This is a genomic window from Bacillus cereus group sp. MYBK227-1 (genome assembly GCF_051916325.1).
In the GTDB taxonomy this organism is placed as follows: Bacteria; Bacillota; Bacilli; order Bacillales; family Bacillaceae_G; genus Bacillus_A; species Bacillus_A cereus.
Genome location: NZ_JBQAGK010000008.1, coordinates 147,361 through 162,622, shown reverse-complemented (window position 1 = coordinate 162,622; position 15,262 = coordinate 147,361). Strand labels below are relative to the sequence as shown.

The following is a 15,262-nucleotide window of genomic DNA, read 5'->3' as shown; positions in this document are numbered from 1 at the left end:
CTATTTTTCATTAAGTGAACTATCTCTTAACCCTAAAGCTTTTAGCATTGTTTGGAACTTAGCTGATGTTTCTGCTAACTCATCTTCTGGTTTTGACTCAGCAACAACTCCAGCTCCTGCATATAAACGCAGTGTATTTTCTTGTACTTCAGCACAACGAATTGTAACAATCCATTCTCCATCTCCATTTAAATCGCTCCATCCTAGCATTCCTGTAAAGAACTCGCGGTCAAATGGCTCAATATGCTGTATAGCCTCTCTTGCTTTTTCCATCGGAGTTCCGCAAACTGCTGGCGTAGGATGAAGGGCAATTGCTAATTGTAAAGAAGAAGTATTTGGATCCTTCAGTTCACCTTTCACTTCTGTAGACAAATGCCACATCGCTTCACTATGAATAACTGATGGCTTTTCTGGAACATGTAATGTATGACAATACGGACGAAGTGCAGCGGCAACCGCTTCCACTACTACCGCATGTTCATGTAAATCTTTTGGAGAAGAAAGTAATTCCTCTGCTCTTCTTTTATCTTCTACTGGGTCCTCACTACGTGGCCTTGAACCAGCTAACGGGTTAGAAATAACTTGCATACCATTACGTGAAACAAGTAATTCAGGACTTGCTCCAATTAGCGTCTTACTGTTCTCTTTTTCATCTTTCGGTAAATTCACAGCAAATGTATAACCATGCTTATTATGCTCTGCTAATTCTCGCAGAAGTTTTTGCTTATCAATCTTTTCCGAAGATTTAACATCTAACGATCTAGATAGAACGATTTTCTTTAAATCACCGTCCTGTATTTTTTTAATTCCTTGCTTCACACCATTCATATAAACTTCAGGGTCTGGCATTGGCGTCATTTCAAATGTTACGTTCTCATTTGTTTCAAGCTGATTTGTTGTATCCAATTGTAAACGCTCAGAAATCCTACTATATTCTGGTACGATAAGTTGGACTTCTTTTCTACGATCGAATGGCAAAGCACCCACAACGATAGGATTTGGATTTCCAGCTTGTTTCGCATTACTTAATGTCGCTTGCACAAGCTCTGGGAAATTTTCAATTTCACGATGCTTTACTGTAGTAAACTCTCCTTCTGCTAATATCGTTCGAGTTGGTGAAGCAAAAAAGAATGAAGATTCAGTCTTATAATCTTCTAAAAGTTTTTCTGACAATTCCTTTACAGCTATATGTTCATTCATAATATAATAACCTCCTGAATTTTGATTAAACTCCTAACGTAGCACCGCCATCGACACATAAATTGTGCATTGTAATATGACTTGCTCTATCTGAGGCTAAAAATAACACGGCTTCAGCAACTTCTGAAGGTTGTGCAATTTTTTGTAATGGAATTCCGAGTCTATATGTATTTTGAGAACCAGCAATTATATTTTTAGCTCCATTCTCATCAGCCCATAGTAATCTTTGCATCTCAGTTTCAGTAGAACCTGGAGAAACTAAGTTGCAGCGTATATTGTATGCCGCAAGCTCTAGTCCTAAACATTTCATAAACATCGTCGTTGCAGCCTTTGACGCAGCATACGCAGCCATCTCCATTCTCGGCGTATTTGCCGCATTTGAACCGACTGTAACAATTGCCCCTGATTTTCTTAACATCATATTTTTACTTACCGCTCGGGACATATTGAAAACCCCTGTAGTATTTACAGAGAATGTTTTATTCCAATCTTCATCACTTAACGAATGAATTGGTCCCATACGTAAAACCCCTGCAACATTTATTAAAATATCTATTGGCGCTATTTCATTTGCAATATGATTTACCATGTCTTCAACAGCAGCGCTATTACTCACATCTAAACGAAACGTTTTCATACGTGTTTTATTTAATTCATTTTGATTTAAGAGTACATTTAACCCCTCTTCATTTTGATCAACCGCAATAACTGTGGCTCCTCTTTCTAAAAACATTTTGGCAACAACACTGCCTATGCCTTGTGCTGCACCTGTTACTAAAACTGTTTGCCCATCAAATTCCCCTAAGTTCATTTTCTCTATCCTTTCACATAAACATTAATTTCATTAAGTAACATAAATGATATTGATTTTCATTATCAGTGATGTTGTAAAAAATAATACACTTACTAAACTAATTGGTCAAGTGCGCATTACTTTAAAATCCATTTTATTGATAATGTTTTTCATTTACTATCTTACACCGAAATGATAATGTTTCTCAATAAACTTGTCAATCTTTTTTTATTTTTCAGATAAAGTATTTTAATGCTTCTTAATAAAATCATACCTAAACGCATTAAATGTACTTATATTATAAATAAAATTCAAACTCCTCTTTTTAAAATTGAAGAAGATAAACTAGAGATACGTTCATTTACAATGCTTTATGAAAAACTCAAGTATATATTTTCTCAATATTTTTCTGAAAATATATCTTACAAATACTAATGAATGTCTTCTTTATCATTTAAGATTTAATATATATTTCGAATATGATGTATCAATTTATTATATTCCAAATGGGTATTCCACTCACTTTTACATCTATAAAAATCACAAAAGTAATTTAACCTTGTTAAAATAACTCATAAAAAAGCATCCTAATTAATAGAATAGGATGCTTTTTCGTAATCATAGTGTTATAGAAGATTTGTATACTTATGCTACGCTGCGATACTCTTCTTCTTGTTCTTTTTTCTGTTTAGGTGCTTGAATTAAAATTGCGATAATGAATGACACGACACATAATACACCGATCACCATGAACGTTGGTTTGAATCCACCTAGAAGTGCACCGATAAAGGAACCTGCAAGCGCCCCAAATCCAAATCCTTGATACACAATTCCGTAGTTCTTACTATGGTTTTTCATACCGAAGAAATCACCAACAATAGCTGGGAAAATAGTGATATTTCCACCAAAGCAAAACGCTACACTTGCTACACATACGAAGTAAATACCATAATTTAAATCTACAAAACTTAGAACTAAGACTGAACTCGCCATAACAACAAAAGTACCAGTAACGATTTTTAAACGCCCAATTTTATCCGATAACGGTCCTAAAATGATACGACCTAATGTATTGAAGATTGCAACCATAGCCACCGCATTAGCTGCTGTTGCTGCGCTAAGTCCTACAAGTTGAACACCAATGTCTTTTACCATACCAATTAAGTATAAGCCACTCATACATGATGTAAATAACATGATAAATAATAAGTATACTTGTTTTGTGCCTAACATTTCTTTCGTTGTGTATTCCTTAGTTTTTGTTTCATGAACTGCTCCTTGATCTGCAGCTTGATGGATTAAACAAGCACCAATTACAATCATAGCTGTAACAATTAAACCCCAGTATATAAATGCTTGCGATACACCAACTGATTCAATCAACTGTGCGTTAACGTATTTAAAGATTAAGCTACCTGAACCATATGCAGAGACAGAAATACCAGCAATTAAACCTTTACGCTCTGGAAACCACTTTATTAAATTTGATAGTGAAGTGATATATGCTGTACCATCTGCATAACCTACAACAACTCCCGCTAGTACATAAAGTAATATTAATGAGGACGCTTGTGAGCCAAGTATTAATCCTAGTCCTAATGCTAATCCAGCTATCATAATAAGTTTACGAAGTCCCCATTTTTCTTGCAATTTACTCGCAAATAAAGTTGAAAATGCTAAAGAAAGACTAGTAATTGAGAAAGTTATCGCAACAGCGTTAAGACTCCAACCGTATTTACTAACTAAGGGCTGATTGAATAAACTCCATGTATATATCGTCCCAAGCCCCATTTGTACTATAACTGTGCCAAGGACAACAAACCATGGATTAACAGTTGATTTTTTCATACCTTTCCGCCTCCTCTTTCTATTTCAATGCTATTCGCTAAATTTACTTTTTTTATGTTCATTTTGGTCACCTCTTTTGATTTGACACCTTCATTGTATAAGATGTTTTCGTTTATGTAAGCACTTACAAGACAGAGCGTCAAAAACGTAGAATCAGTTACAAAAAACGAAGGATGAAATACAAAAACTACTTATTAAATACGTAACACTTATTTAATAAGTAGTTTTTGTATAAGATCGATTTACATTTATTTTTGAACTCTTTTTTAAAAAGTGAAACAATAAAACCGTCTCTTTACTATTTATTAAAGAGACGGTTTTATTAGCTCAATTCATAAGCCTGACTTTTTTTATACGTTTATAATTGTTTCTTCAAATGTAACAATTGGCTCTACAAATTCCATCATAATGAAAGCATTTTTAATACGTCTTGTTAAAACTTCTTTTAATTCTGCACACATTTCTTCTGTAAGTGATTTTACAAATACAAAGTTGTGATAATAAATCACACTCTTCTCTTTACTTAATGGGTTTAAAAACATCCCCTCTTTTGTAACGAGAGCATTAGAATGCCCCGATAAAGTTGAAAGAAACGTCTCTAAAATTTTTATTTCTCTTTTTGAAAACGATTCTTCACAAACTACTTTAATATTCATTTCTGTTATCATTTATATATTCCCCCAACCATTTTTTCACAAGGGGATACTATAATACTATTAAATTTTCACAAGACTCCCCTTGTCGTTCATAAAATTCACCAGAAAACTAAGTTGACTAACTTGTTTTTTCCCTTTATTCATATAAATCTCTCCTTTCGTATATATTACTTCTCCATTTGTAATTGATTACCTTTTTATATTAAAGTTTTTCTATGTTTTTAATTGGAATTCTACCAATTAGAGATCTTATTAATAAACGTATATTTTTCTTATACTCCTGAAAAAAACTTTACTTATCTACTTTACGTTTTGGGCTACATAGTGTCTGTTTTTTGAATAATTTGCTTCTCTGCAGTATTTACATAGAAATATTGTTTCGCTAATGCTGAAAACAATTTACTTATAATAAAGTGAAACTTTAATCAACCCTCACCAATCGGGCTTTTATGGGCAGCAGGGCCCCCACCTAACTTCTTTGCTTCCACTGAATTTTGAGGTGGGGGTCTTACTGCCCAGCAAATAGCGGGATAAACTTAAATAAAATATAACTTTTAACATAAGAGTACTTTATACTCTTCTATTAGAGAACAAATTTTTTCCCAATAAATAAAACTAAATATTCACTAATATATCTATCCGTGGTTTAATATATATAATAAAAAAATATTTCTGTCTTTAATAAGGAGGTACTATGAAAGCAAACGTAGGGGATACTATACTTTTTCAACGAAATAATTTAAAGATTACAGGATCTGTATTAAAACTTTATACTGAATCGGTCTTAGTTGAAATTACAAATGTAAGCGGTGGTACTTTTGAATTTGATCGAACAATTGTAAATCATAAAAACTATAAAGTTTTAAATACAAATACATAAAACAACACAAAATAGCCTCTGCTCAACAGCAGGGGCTATTTTATATAAAAATATTTCACTAGTTTATATACCCTAAAACATTAACAATCTTACTCGCTTTTAAATTGTTAATATGATAATAAATTTCTAAACCTCTTCTCTCTGCTCGTAACACTTTACCCTTCATTTTTGATAAATGTTGTGAAACAGTAGATTGCGGAATATTCAGTAACTCTGTTAATTGTGTTACATTACAAGTTTTTCTCGTACTTAATTCATTTACAATTTGCAGTCTGATTGGATGCGCCATAATTTTTAAAATATCTACATCTTCTTCTGAAACTAAAGTTTTTCTCATTTCACTCGTATATGTTGTCATAAGACATTCCCCTTTTATATGAATTCCATATTCATAAGATCTATTTCCAAATTTTTTAAAACCCTTGATTAAAACTTTCATATAGAAATAAAAGGATTTTAAATTTTTGAAAACAGAACTTACATTCACTTTATTTATTTATTTATTTGGTACATATACATAATACAATGTTAATATGTGCTCTATGTGAAGTTCACATAAATTTGTGATGAAGATTTACTTAGCCACTCGCATCCTACTCATCTAATTACTCACTGCGTAAAATCATCAGTTATTTTAACACATTTTAGGCGTTTGTATATACTATTTATAAAGTGAAACTTTAATCAGTGGGGCTTTTGTTCATCCCCCACTGCTTATCAGCCCTCACCAATCGGGCTTTTACGGGCAGCAGGGCCCCACCTAAATTCTTTGCTTCCCCTGAATTTTTAGATGTGGGTCTTACTGCACGGCAAATAGCGAGATAAAACAACTTTTATAAAGGGGGGATTCATATGCCTACAGCGTTACAAGAAGAAGTCGAAGAAGCACGGGAAACATATGTCAGTCGTATCATCTTAGTTGGAGGATCGACTTTATTTTTAGTAGGCGGGGTTATATCGGCAATTTCAGCTTTTAAAGCTTATAATCGTTTGGAGAATACGCCGCCTTCTACAGATAATTCATAGATATTTTATAAAATAAAACGTCGCCTCTAATATGAAGAGACGACGTTTTATGATTCATACATATGACACTAAAAGTATCGATAGATTCCCTACTCCATTTTCTAAGCTTACTTCACCACAAACCTAGTCTGACTACAACCATCCTTCTGCTTCGTTACTTCTAATACAGCTGGCATTGCGTTTTTCAGCTCTTGTACGTGTGAAATGACACCGATAAATCGACCTGATTTTTGTAAGTCAATTAAGGCGTCTACTGCTTTCGTTAATGATTCTTCATCTAATGAACCGAACCCTTCATCGATGAACATCGTTTCGATGGAAATACCACCTTCATATGCTTGAATGACATCTGCCATTCCTAGCGCTAAGCAAAGTGATGCATTAAATTTCTCTCCGCCGGATAATGTTTTTACATCGCGCGTTTGGCCAGTGTATGCATCGTATACATCTAAGCCTAATCCACTTTGACGATTTCTCTTTTCAACTCGTTCACTTCGTTTTAAATAAAATTGTCCGTTTGATAATTTACGTAATCGTTCGTTTGCAATTTGAACAATTTGTTCTAAATACTCAATTAAGATGTAACGTTCAAATGATATACGGCTCTCGTTATCACCTTTCATTACTTCATATAAGTCAACAAGTTCTTGGAAGGCTTTTTCTTCCTCATGAATTTGCTCATCAATACGTCTAATGTTTTCATGTAAATCAGAAATATATGTTACCGCATTTTGCGCACGTTGACGTTTTTCTTTAATGATATCGAGATTAATTTGTAATTCTGTTATGTGTTCACCTAACGCTGTAATATCCATATACTCTTTATCTTTTAATTCAGCTTGTAACTCTTCAATTTGTTTTGCAAGCACTTCAAGCGATGAATAATAACCTTGAATTTCTTTTTGTAACATTTCCATCTCGTGATCGCTTAATTTGGCTTCTTTATACGTGAATTCGTCTGTAAACCCGCTTTGTTCTAGCTCTTTCATAAAGCGTGCGAAAGTCTCTTCTTTCTTTAATTTTGCACTTTCAAATTGATTAGAAGCACCTTTTTGTTCTGCTTGAATACGTATATTTTCATTTTGCCAATGCTGATACGCTTCCTGCACTTTCTTCCATTCGTCCTCCATTAACCTAAGTTCCTGCATAGCTTGGTCAAACTGTGCTTTCCAGGCTTGTACTGTTTGTAAGTTTTCTGGAATATTTCGTTTATCATGTTCATATGACGTACGAAGTTGCATACACTCCATTTCTGTACGGTGCTGCATTGTTTCCACTTCTCGTTTTTGTTTCTGAAGTTCTTCTATTTTTTCTTCTACGCTTTTCATGTTCGCAGCAATCTGCTTACGTGTTTCTTCACTTGCTTTTAACGTATTAACGTCTGCAGCTAATTGTTTTCCTTTTTGAACAAGTGCACTATATGTTTCAGCTAATTTTTCCGAGTTGTAGCCGCGCTTCACAACTTCTTCTATCACTTGTTCATATTGTAGTCGATAGAAATTCCATTTCTCCTCTACTTGCACATGTAATTTTTCAGCAATGTTCTTCTTATCTCTTAAATCGTTTAACTCTTTTTCATCGATCGCATTACTTTGTTCTGTAGCTTTTTGCGGATGATTCGTACTACCACATACCGGACAAGATTCACCGTCATGTAAATGAAGAGCTAATATACCAGCTTGTTCACTTAACCAGCGGCGCTCCATGTTTTCATATGCACGAACTGCCACTTGCATTTTATTATTTGCCGCTTCTTTTTCTTGCTCGAATTTTTGTTTTTCTTGCCAAACATCATATGCTTGCTTTAAAACTTTTGCATCTTCTCGCATATTCGTTAGTTCTTCTACTTTAGCTACATATTGCTCAAGTGCTTGTTCTAATTGCTGCAATTCATCAGACATTCTCTGTTTTTTGTTTGTATGCTCTTCTAGTTGTTGATCTAACTTTTGCATACTTTCTTTTAATTTCCCTATTTGGATTTCGGTATTTTGTAAATTCAGCTTTCTCTCAGCTAATGATTCAATAATCGCTTGTAACTCTTCTAATCTTTGAACAAGTTTTTTAGCCTCTTCTCGCTCAGCTTCTTTATTCTTTACTACTTCATACTTCTCCTGAGCAAGTTCAAAGCTATTCATTATCTGTTCTTGTTTGACGCTTATCTGTTTTAACAAACTTTCAGCTTTCTGCTCATTTTCCATCGCTTCTTCATACCATTGTTCAAATGGTAATAAGCGCTTTGCTTGTTCCGCACGTTTAAAGGATTTTTCTTTCCTTTCAATTGCTGCACGGTTCTCTTGTAAAGTGTTATATTTCTCATTCTTTTGTTGTAAATCTATAAATTTCTCATTTACAGATTTTGCTGCATGAAAACGTGTTTCTGCATCCTTTAATTGCTTCGTTTGAACATCTTGTTCTACTTGTAATTGCTCAACCTCTGCCTTATACACGGTTGTTTCTTGTTCTAACGCTTCTACTACTTGATGCGTATTTACATGTTCTTGTGCCACTAATGTCTCTAATAATGCTCCATCACGGATTGGTAATTTAAAAACATTACGGAAATAGAGCTCTCTCTCTTTTTGTTTTTCTTGCAAGACATCTTTCCATTGTTTTCTCTTTTGATCAAGTAACTCACGCATTAATTTATAACGATCCGTTTTAAAAATACGACGTAAAATCTCTTCTTTGTTTTCCGTCTCAGATGTTAATAGTTTTCGGAATTCCCCTTGGGGTAACATAACAATTTGGCTAAATTGATGTTTACTTAACCCAATTAAATCTTCCACTTTTTTGTTTACGTCTGTTACATGAAAACGATCGACGGCTGGAACGTTTTCTCCATCAATAACTTCATATAATTCTACTGCATGTCCTGTAATGGTCTTATTCCCTTGTTTTTTATGTCCAAGTTGTCGTTTTATTTCATAGCGTTTCCCTTTTAACTGAAAGGTTAATTCAACACTTGTATAAACATTATCATCAGCAAATTGACTTCGAAGCATGCTCGTATCACTACGTTCTTCTCCACTAGCCTCACCATATAACACATAACAAATCGCATCAAAAATCGTTGTTTTTCCAGCTCCCGTATTCCCAGAAATAGCGAAAATACGATGTTCTCCAAGATCTTCAAAATCGATTACTTCTTTCTGTTTATATGGCCCGAATGCTGTCATAATAAGCTGAATCGGTCTCATCCTCGTTCACCTTCCCGTTCTTGCACTGTTTGTAATACATCTATAAATAGGCGTTCTTTCTCTTCTGATAAATCTAACCCTTTCATTTCTTTATAGAAAGCCTTTAAAAGAGATAAATCATCCGTTTTATGTCTTGAAACCGTTACTTCATTTGTATCTGTGAGTTCTCGCCTTTGCATCGCTCTTTCAACGTGCATTGCATTTGGATATACAGATCGTATTTTCTCCATTGGCTGTAAGACAGGGTTTTCGTCTAATAATTTTACAAATACGTAATCTTCACTTACTGGGTGCTGTAATAATTCATCTATTTTCGCTTCTACTGTTCGCATTTTACGACGTGGTGAAAGTAACCTTTTTTCAATTGCTACTTCACCAGTTTCATTCAGTTCTACAATGTAATAACCTTTTTTATGTTTCTCTTCAGAAATTGAATAGGCAAGTGGTGAACCTGAATATCTAATGGTCTCATTACGTACGAAATGCGCTTGATGTAAATGTCCAAGCGCTGTGTAATGAAACTTATCAAAATAATGACTATTTACATATTCAGCACCACCAATTGAAAGTGGTCGTTCTGCATCACTTGTATTCTCCTCCGCTTCTCCTGAAGAAGTTACAAATGCATGTCCAACAAATACATGTCTAGCTTCTTTATCCATCGTTTCAGAGAGCTCATTCATAAAAATGCGCATCGCATCATCATGAGAACGTACGTCTTCATTTTTCAACACGTGTCTAACTATGCTTGGGTCTGCATACGGTATTAGATGGAAGTGAACCTCTCCATATTCATCATTTAGTACAACAGGTTCGTACGGGAATTGAAATTGACCTGCAATATGTAATCCTTGTTTTTTCATTAAACTACTTCCAAAATGGATACGATCCGGACTATCATGATTACCAGCTACTGCAATAACTGGTGTTTGTAAATCAATAACTATTTTTTGCAGCACATCATTTAATAAGTCTACTGCTTCTGTAGGTGGAATTGCTCGGTCATATAAATCCCCTGCAATAATTACAGCATCTGGTTTTTCTTCTTCAACAGCCTGTACAAACTGATCTAATACAATCTTTTGGTCTTCAGTCATATACACGCCATGAACAAGCTTTCCTAAATGCCAATCCGCTGTATGAAATAACTTCATATTTTTCTACTCCTTTTAATTTACTGATTTTAGTGAAACGAGTTGATAGTTTATTGTAGTTTTTCCGTTCTCCCACTCTAGTTTCAATATCGTTGCACTTCCAATTCTTTCTTCATTTGATTTATATAAAGGCAATATTTCTTTAATTGTAAATAAGTGGTAACCATCCAATATTAATTGAAATATATTTTCTTCAATATGTAATCTTACTTCTTTTTCATTTGAAATAATTTTTGTGTGCATCTCAAATTTCATGATAGATACAACCCCTTTTTATAATCTCTACATTTTAATAGTATAGTGGCTATGCAAGATTGACAAGTACATACACAGCAAAGTACACACTTTTCTATTGTTATATGCTTTATGTATTTTATATAAAATACGGTATGTGAAATTTTACATTTCCCCCAAAATAAAAATGCCTATTGTGACATCTTTATTTTTGTATAAAGTCTTTCATTACATAATATAAAACGGTAATTAAGACGATTGCGACGAAAAATGAGAACACTGCGACAATGTAGCCATCTTTATTTAATAAAATACAGAATGAAATAGATATTATAAAAATCGGAAATACGAGACGTACTTTATCCTTCACTTCTTCTGTCGTATCTGTATGATGAAAATACTGCGTTATTCCTATCATTAAAAAAGACAAAATAATAACCGACAATAGTAAAGGTCCTGGCATTCCGATTTCTCCTTTCTCTATTTCTAATTCAATGTAAAATTTTTTATTACAATTGTACGATTTATTTTTTCTTCAAACACACTTTTAGAATTGATAATGAACATTTCACACCTATATAATAGCGCTTTTATCATTATAACTTCAAATAATTACACTTACAGTAATGTTGTAATATTCCCCCTCAGTCTCTGAAATCCTGCAAAGATAACTCGTCAAAATATGCAGTGACCAAATTAATATTTACCGTCAACTTTTGACAAAATTTATAAAGGACATTTCAGTACATATCAAGAATTAAGAATAAGAAGATATGTAAGGGAGGATGCATTATGACTGAACAAGTTTTATTTTCTGTTAGTGAAAACGGCGTTGCGACAATTACTTTAAACCGTCCAAAAGCACTTAATTCTTTATCTTATGACATGTTACAACCTATCGGACAAAAACTTAAAGAGTGGGAACACGATGAGCGTATTGCACTTATCGTGTTAAAAGGAGCTGGCACAAAAGGTTTTTGTGCAGGTGGCGACATTAAAACTCTTTATGAAGCGCGTTCCAATGAAGTGGCATTGCAACATGCAGAACGTTTTTTTGAAGAAGAGTATGAAATTGATACATATATTTATCAATATACAAAACCGATTATTGCTTGTTTAGATGGAATTGTAATGGGCGGTGGTGTCGGTCTTACAAATGGTGCGAAGTATCGCATTGTAACTGAGCGTACGAAATGGGCAATGCCAGAGATGAATATCGGCTTCTTCCCAGACGTCGGAGCTGCATATTTCTTAAATAAAGCGCCTGGATATACAGGACGATTCGTTGCTTTAACAGCATCTATTTTAAAAGCTTCTGACGTATTATTTATTAATGCTGCAGATTACTTTATGACATCTGATTCATTACCAGAGTTTCTTACTGAACTTGAAAGTGTAAATTGGCATAAAGAAGATGATGTACATACTAATTTAAAAGAAGTTATTCGTACATTTGCAACTGCTCCAAACTTAGAAAGCGAGCTCGCTCCTTCATTAGAAGTAATCAATTCACATTTTGCTTTCGATACAATTGAAGAAATCATCCATTCATTGGAGAAAGATGAAAGTTCCTTTGCTCTAAAAACGAAAGAAACACTGTTATCAAAATCCCCTATTTCACTAAAAGTAACATTAAAACAGTTTATTGATGGACAAGATAAATCCGTTGAAGAATGTTTCGCTACGGACCTTATACTTGCTAAAAACTTCATGAGACATGAAGATTTCTTCGAAGGAGTACGCTCCGTTGTCGTTGATAAAGATCAAAATCCGAATTATAAATATAAACAGTTAAGTGACGTTTCAGAAGAAGATGTGAATCGTTTCTTTAACTTACTTAATGCATAAAATGAAATTGTCATGAGGGGATATTTTGTTCATCCCCCACCTAACTTCTTTGCTTCAGCTAAATCTTGTGCGGCGAAAATCTTACTACCCGCAAATAGCGGTATAAAATCGAGGCTATATAGTAGTGTAATTACAGCTACTATATAGCCTTTTTAATTTAATTATTTTTAATAAAATTTAATTTTATTAAATCCATTTTTGTGCTACACTGATTTTAATCAAATATTCTAAAAATAAAAAGGAGGGGCGGCTATGATAGAAAATTATCTTCTTTTCATCATTATGTCTATTTGCCTTATCATTTTACCTGGTCCAGATACAGCAATGGCTACGAAAAATACATTGGTTGCTGGTAAAGTCGGTGGAGTGAAAACAGTGTTTGGTACATGTATTGCACTATTAATTCATACTTTAGCTGCTGTAATTGGTCTTTCTGCACTTATTGTAAAGTCAGCTCTTTTATTTTCTATTTTCAAGTACGTTGGGGCTCTCTATTTAATATATATCGGTATTAAAGCCCTTTTAGCAGTAAGAAACAAAGAAAACTTAGATACAAATGATCTATCTTTGAATAATGAAAACGAACATACTTCTTGCTTTCGCCAAGGATTTCTTACAAATTTATTAAATCCTAAAGTAGCAGTCTTCTTTTTAACTTTTTTACCACAATTTTTAAATCCAAATCATAATACATTTATTCAACTTCTTGTAATGGGCCTTACTTACCTCGTTTTAACAGTCATTTGGTTTGCATTTTATATATTTTTAATTGATAAAATTAGTGCTTTTATGAAAAAACCGAAGACGCAACGTTATATTCAAGGGCTAACAGGAGTCGTCCTAATTGGATTTGGTATTAAACTAGCTTTTGAAAAAAATAATTAACAAGACGAAAACCACCACTATTAATAGTGGTGGTTTTCATCTAATAACTGATTTGGTTGTTTACTCTATATTAAAACCAGCGCTCAGTTACAACTTTTTTACGTGTATAGAATTGAACGCCATCTGTACCATTTGTACCTAAATCACCAAAGAATGAAGCTTTATTTCCTGCAAATGCGAAGAATGCCATTGGTGCTGGAACGTTTACGTTTACACCAATCATACCAGCATCGATATTATCACGGAATGTTTGTGCATGTTTACCATTTGACGTATAAATAACCGCACCATTTGCAAATTTAGATTGATTTGTTAGTTTAATACCTTCTTCTAAATCTTTAACACGTACAATACTTAATACTGGAGCAAAAATTTCATCTTGCCAAATTTTCATTTCTTGATTCACGCCATCAAAGATTGTCGCACCTACAAAGTAACCTTCTCCAACTTCTTCATTAATTTTACGGCCATCTACTAATAAAGTTGCCCCATCTGCTACACCGCTATTAATATAGCCTAAAACGCGCTCTTTATGAGATTCACGGATTAATGGTCCAACATAGTTATCTTCGTTAAAGCCATCGCCTACTTTTAATTTTTTCGTTTCTGCTACTAATACATCAATAAATTCATCAGCAATTTCATCCACTACTGCTACTACTGAGCATGCCATGCAGCGCTCTCCACTACTTGCAAATGCAGATCCAATTACACCTTGTACTGTTTTCTCAAGATTGCAATCTGGCATTACAATCGCATGGTTTTTCGCACCTGCTAATGCTTGTACACGTTTTCCGTGTTTCGTACCTGTTTCATATACGTAACGAGCTACCGGCTCAGAGCCAACGAACGAAACAGCCTGAATATCTTTATTTTCTAAAATGCTATTTACAACATCTTTTCCGCCTTGCACTAAATTTAATACGCCTTTTGGGAAACCTGCTTCATAGAATAATTCTACAAGTCGCTCCGCTAAAAGTGGCGTTCTTTCAGATGTTTTTAATACGAATGTATTACCGCAAGCAATTGCAAGTGGGAACATCCATAACGGAATCATCATCGGGAAGTTAAACGGTGTAATACCAGCAACAACTCCGATTGGGTAGCGCCAAATCGATCCATCAATTCCGCTAGCGATATTCGGAAGTGCTTGACCCATCATTAAATTTGGCGTAGATGTTGCAAGTTCTACCGCTTCAATACCACGCTGTACTTCACCTGTTGCATCCGTTAGCGTCTTACCATTTTCTAGCGTAATGATTTTTGCAAGCTCATCTTTGTTTTCTTGTAATAGCTGTAAATATTTATATAAATTTCTTGAACGATTTGGAACTGGTACTTTAGACCATGTTTCGAATGCTGCTTTTGCCGCTTCAACAGCTTTTTCAACATCTTCTTTTGGAGATAGTGGAACGTAAGCGATAATTTTTCCAGTCGCTGGATTTGGAACTGCTTCTACTTCCGTACCTGTCGATTCAACCCACTCACCGTTAATGTGATTTTTTACTCGTTTAATTTCAGTTGTAATCATTGTATTCTCT

The 15,262-nt window shown here is 34.0% G+C and carries 14 protein-coding genes; 4 read left to right on the top strand and 10 right to left on the bottom strand.

Annotated features, from left to right (window positions below; all coding sequences use genetic code 11):
• From dhbC to ACTFRM_RS26125, 4 genes are all read right to left on the bottom strand, one after another.
• Positions 1-1,200 carry an isochorismate synthase DhbC gene (gene dhbC, locus ACTFRM_RS26140; RefSeq protein ID WP_001002068.1) on the bottom strand — a complete coding sequence of 400 codons (1,200 nt, stop codon included), beginning with the start codon at positions 1,198-1,200 and terminating at the stop codon, positions 1-3.
• 25 nt (positions 1,201-1,225) lie between these two features.
• Positions 1,226-2,011, bottom strand: coding sequence for a 2,3-dihydro-2,3-dihydroxybenzoate dehydrogenase (dhbA, locus tag ACTFRM_RS26135; RefSeq protein WP_001048437.1), 786 nt, complete (start codon positions 2,009-2,011; stop codon positions 1,226-1,228).
• A 627-nt stretch (positions 2,012-2,638) separates the two neighbouring features.
• Positions 2,639-3,841 carry an L-lactate MFS transporter gene (locus ACTFRM_RS26130; RefSeq protein ID WP_440043765.1) on the bottom strand — a complete coding sequence of 401 codons (1,203 nt, stop codon included), beginning with the start codon at positions 3,839-3,841 and terminating at the stop codon, positions 2,639-2,641.
• 350 nt (positions 3,842-4,191) lie between these two features.
• Positions 4,192-4,509: a hypothetical protein gene (locus ACTFRM_RS26125; RefSeq protein ID WP_000627302.1), complete on the bottom strand. Its 318-nt coding sequence runs from the start codon at positions 4,507-4,509 to the stop codon at positions 4,192-4,194.
• Positions 4,510-5,191: 682 nt separating this feature from the next.
• Between ACTFRM_RS26125 and ACTFRM_RS26120 the strand changes: the two genes are divergently transcribed.
• A complete protein-coding gene (locus ACTFRM_RS26120; RefSeq protein ID WP_000646793.1) occupies positions 5,192-5,377 on the top strand; it encodes a YkvS family protein in 186 nt (61 codons plus the stop codon).
• 58 nt (positions 5,378-5,435) lie between these two features.
• Here the strand turns inward: ACTFRM_RS26120 and ACTFRM_RS26115 are convergent, their stop codons facing one another.
• A complete protein-coding gene (locus ACTFRM_RS26115; protein WP_000214801.1) occupies positions 5,436-5,735 on the bottom strand; it encodes an ArsR/SmtB family transcription factor in 300 nt (99 codons plus the stop codon).
• 494 nt (positions 5,736-6,229) lie between these two features.
• Between ACTFRM_RS26115 and ACTFRM_RS26110 the strand changes: the two genes are divergently transcribed.
• Positions 6,230-6,403, top strand: coding sequence for a hypothetical protein (locus ACTFRM_RS26110; RefSeq protein ID WP_001141668.1), 174 nt, complete (start codon positions 6,230-6,232; stop codon positions 6,401-6,403).
• A 107-nt stretch (positions 6,404-6,510) separates the two neighbouring features.
• Here the strand turns inward: ACTFRM_RS26110 and ACTFRM_RS26105 are convergent, their stop codons facing one another.
• From ACTFRM_RS26105 to ACTFRM_RS26090, 4 genes are all read right to left on the bottom strand, one after another.
• Positions 6,511-9,600: an AAA family ATPase gene (locus tag ACTFRM_RS26105; protein WP_001247465.1), complete on the bottom strand. Its 3,090-nt coding sequence runs from the start codon at positions 9,598-9,600 to the stop codon at positions 6,511-6,513.
• Positions 9,597-10,754 (bottom strand): exonuclease SbcCD subunit D, encoded by a 1,158-nt coding sequence (locus ACTFRM_RS26100; RefSeq protein ID WP_000765150.1) that lies wholly within the window; start codon positions 10,752-10,754, stop codon positions 9,597-9,599. The genes ACTFRM_RS26105 and ACTFRM_RS26100 overlap by 4 nt, the downstream gene beginning before the upstream one ends.
• Before the next feature lie 15 nt (positions 10,755-10,769).
• Positions 10,770-11,009, bottom strand: coding sequence for a DUF2584 family protein (locus tag ACTFRM_RS26095; protein ID WP_000667342.1), 240 nt, complete (start codon positions 11,007-11,009; stop codon positions 10,770-10,772).
• Between the two features lie 184 nt (positions 11,010-11,193).
• Positions 11,194-11,451 (bottom strand): hypothetical protein, encoded by a 258-nt coding sequence (locus ACTFRM_RS26090; protein ID WP_001119404.1) that lies wholly within the window; start codon positions 11,449-11,451, stop codon positions 11,194-11,196.
• Positions 11,452-11,780: 329 nt separating this feature from the next.
• On the opposite strand from ACTFRM_RS26090, the gene ACTFRM_RS26085 reads away from it, so the two are divergent.
• Positions 11,781-12,836, top strand: a complete 1,056-nt coding sequence (locus ACTFRM_RS26085) for an enoyl-CoA hydratase/isomerase family protein (protein WP_000139777.1) — start codon at positions 11,781-11,783, stop codon at positions 12,834-12,836.
• A gap of 252 nt (positions 12,837-13,088) precedes the next feature.
• Complete coding sequence (locus ACTFRM_RS26080) at positions 13,089-13,721, top strand: LysE family translocator (RefSeq protein ID WP_000572360.1); 633 nt, start codon at positions 13,089-13,091, stop codon at positions 13,719-13,721.
• Positions 13,722-13,791: 70 nt separating this feature from the next.
• Here the strand turns inward: ACTFRM_RS26080 and ACTFRM_RS26075 are convergent, their stop codons facing one another.
• Positions 13,792-15,252 carry a CoA-acylating methylmalonate-semialdehyde dehydrogenase gene (locus ACTFRM_RS26075; protein WP_000633344.1) on the bottom strand — a complete coding sequence of 487 codons (1,461 nt, stop codon included), beginning with the start codon at positions 15,250-15,252 and terminating at the stop codon, positions 13,792-13,794.
• Positions 15,253-15,262 lie beyond the last annotated feature (10 nt).

Excerpts from the sequence above, each read along its gene's own strand:
- dhbC (WP_001002068.1), bottom strand. The coding sequence starts at position 1,200 with ATGAATGAACATATAGCTGTAAAGGAATTGTCAGAAAAACTTTTAGAA.
- dhbA (WP_001048437.1), bottom strand. The coding sequence starts at position 2,011 with ATGAACTTAGGGGAATTTGATGGGCAAACAGTTTTAGTAACAGGTGCA.
- ACTFRM_RS26130 (WP_440043765.1), bottom strand. The coding sequence starts at position 3,841 with ATGAAAAAATCAACTGTTAATCCATGGTTTGTTGTCCTTGGCACAGTT.
- ACTFRM_RS26125 (WP_000627302.1), bottom strand. The coding sequence starts at position 4,509 with ATGATAACAGAAATGAATATTAAAGTAGTTTGTGAAGAATCGTTTTCA.
- ACTFRM_RS26120 (WP_000646793.1), top strand. The coding sequence starts at position 5,192 with ATGAAAGCAAACGTAGGGGATACTATACTTTTTCAACGAAATAATTTA.
- ACTFRM_RS26115 (WP_000214801.1), bottom strand. The coding sequence starts at position 5,735 with ATGACAACATATACGAGTGAAATGAGAAAAACTTTAGTTTCAGAAGAA.
- ACTFRM_RS26110 (WP_001141668.1), top strand. The coding sequence starts at position 6,230 with ATGCCTACAGCGTTACAAGAAGAAGTCGAAGAAGCACGGGAAACATAT.
- ACTFRM_RS26105 (WP_001247465.1), bottom strand. The coding sequence starts at position 9,600 with ATGAGACCGATTCAGCTTATTATGACAGCATTCGGGCCATATAAACAG.
- ACTFRM_RS26100 (WP_000765150.1), bottom strand. The coding sequence starts at position 10,754 with ATGAAGTTATTTCATACAGCGGATTGGCATTTAGGAAAGCTTGTTCAT.
- ACTFRM_RS26095 (WP_000667342.1), bottom strand. The coding sequence starts at position 11,009 with ATGAAATTTGAGATGCACACAAAAATTATTTCAAATGAAAAAGAAGTA.
- ACTFRM_RS26090 (WP_001119404.1), bottom strand. The coding sequence starts at position 11,451 with ATGCCAGGACCTTTACTATTGTCGGTTATTATTTTGTCTTTTTTAATG.
- ACTFRM_RS26085 (WP_000139777.1), top strand. The coding sequence starts at position 11,781 with ATGACTGAACAAGTTTTATTTTCTGTTAGTGAAAACGGCGTTGCGACA.
- ACTFRM_RS26080 (WP_000572360.1), top strand. The coding sequence starts at position 13,089 with ATGATAGAAAATTATCTTCTTTTCATCATTATGTCTATTTGCCTTATC.
- ACTFRM_RS26075 (WP_000633344.1), bottom strand. The coding sequence starts at position 15,252 with ATGATTACAACTGAAATTAAACGAGTAAAAAATCACATTAACGGTGAG.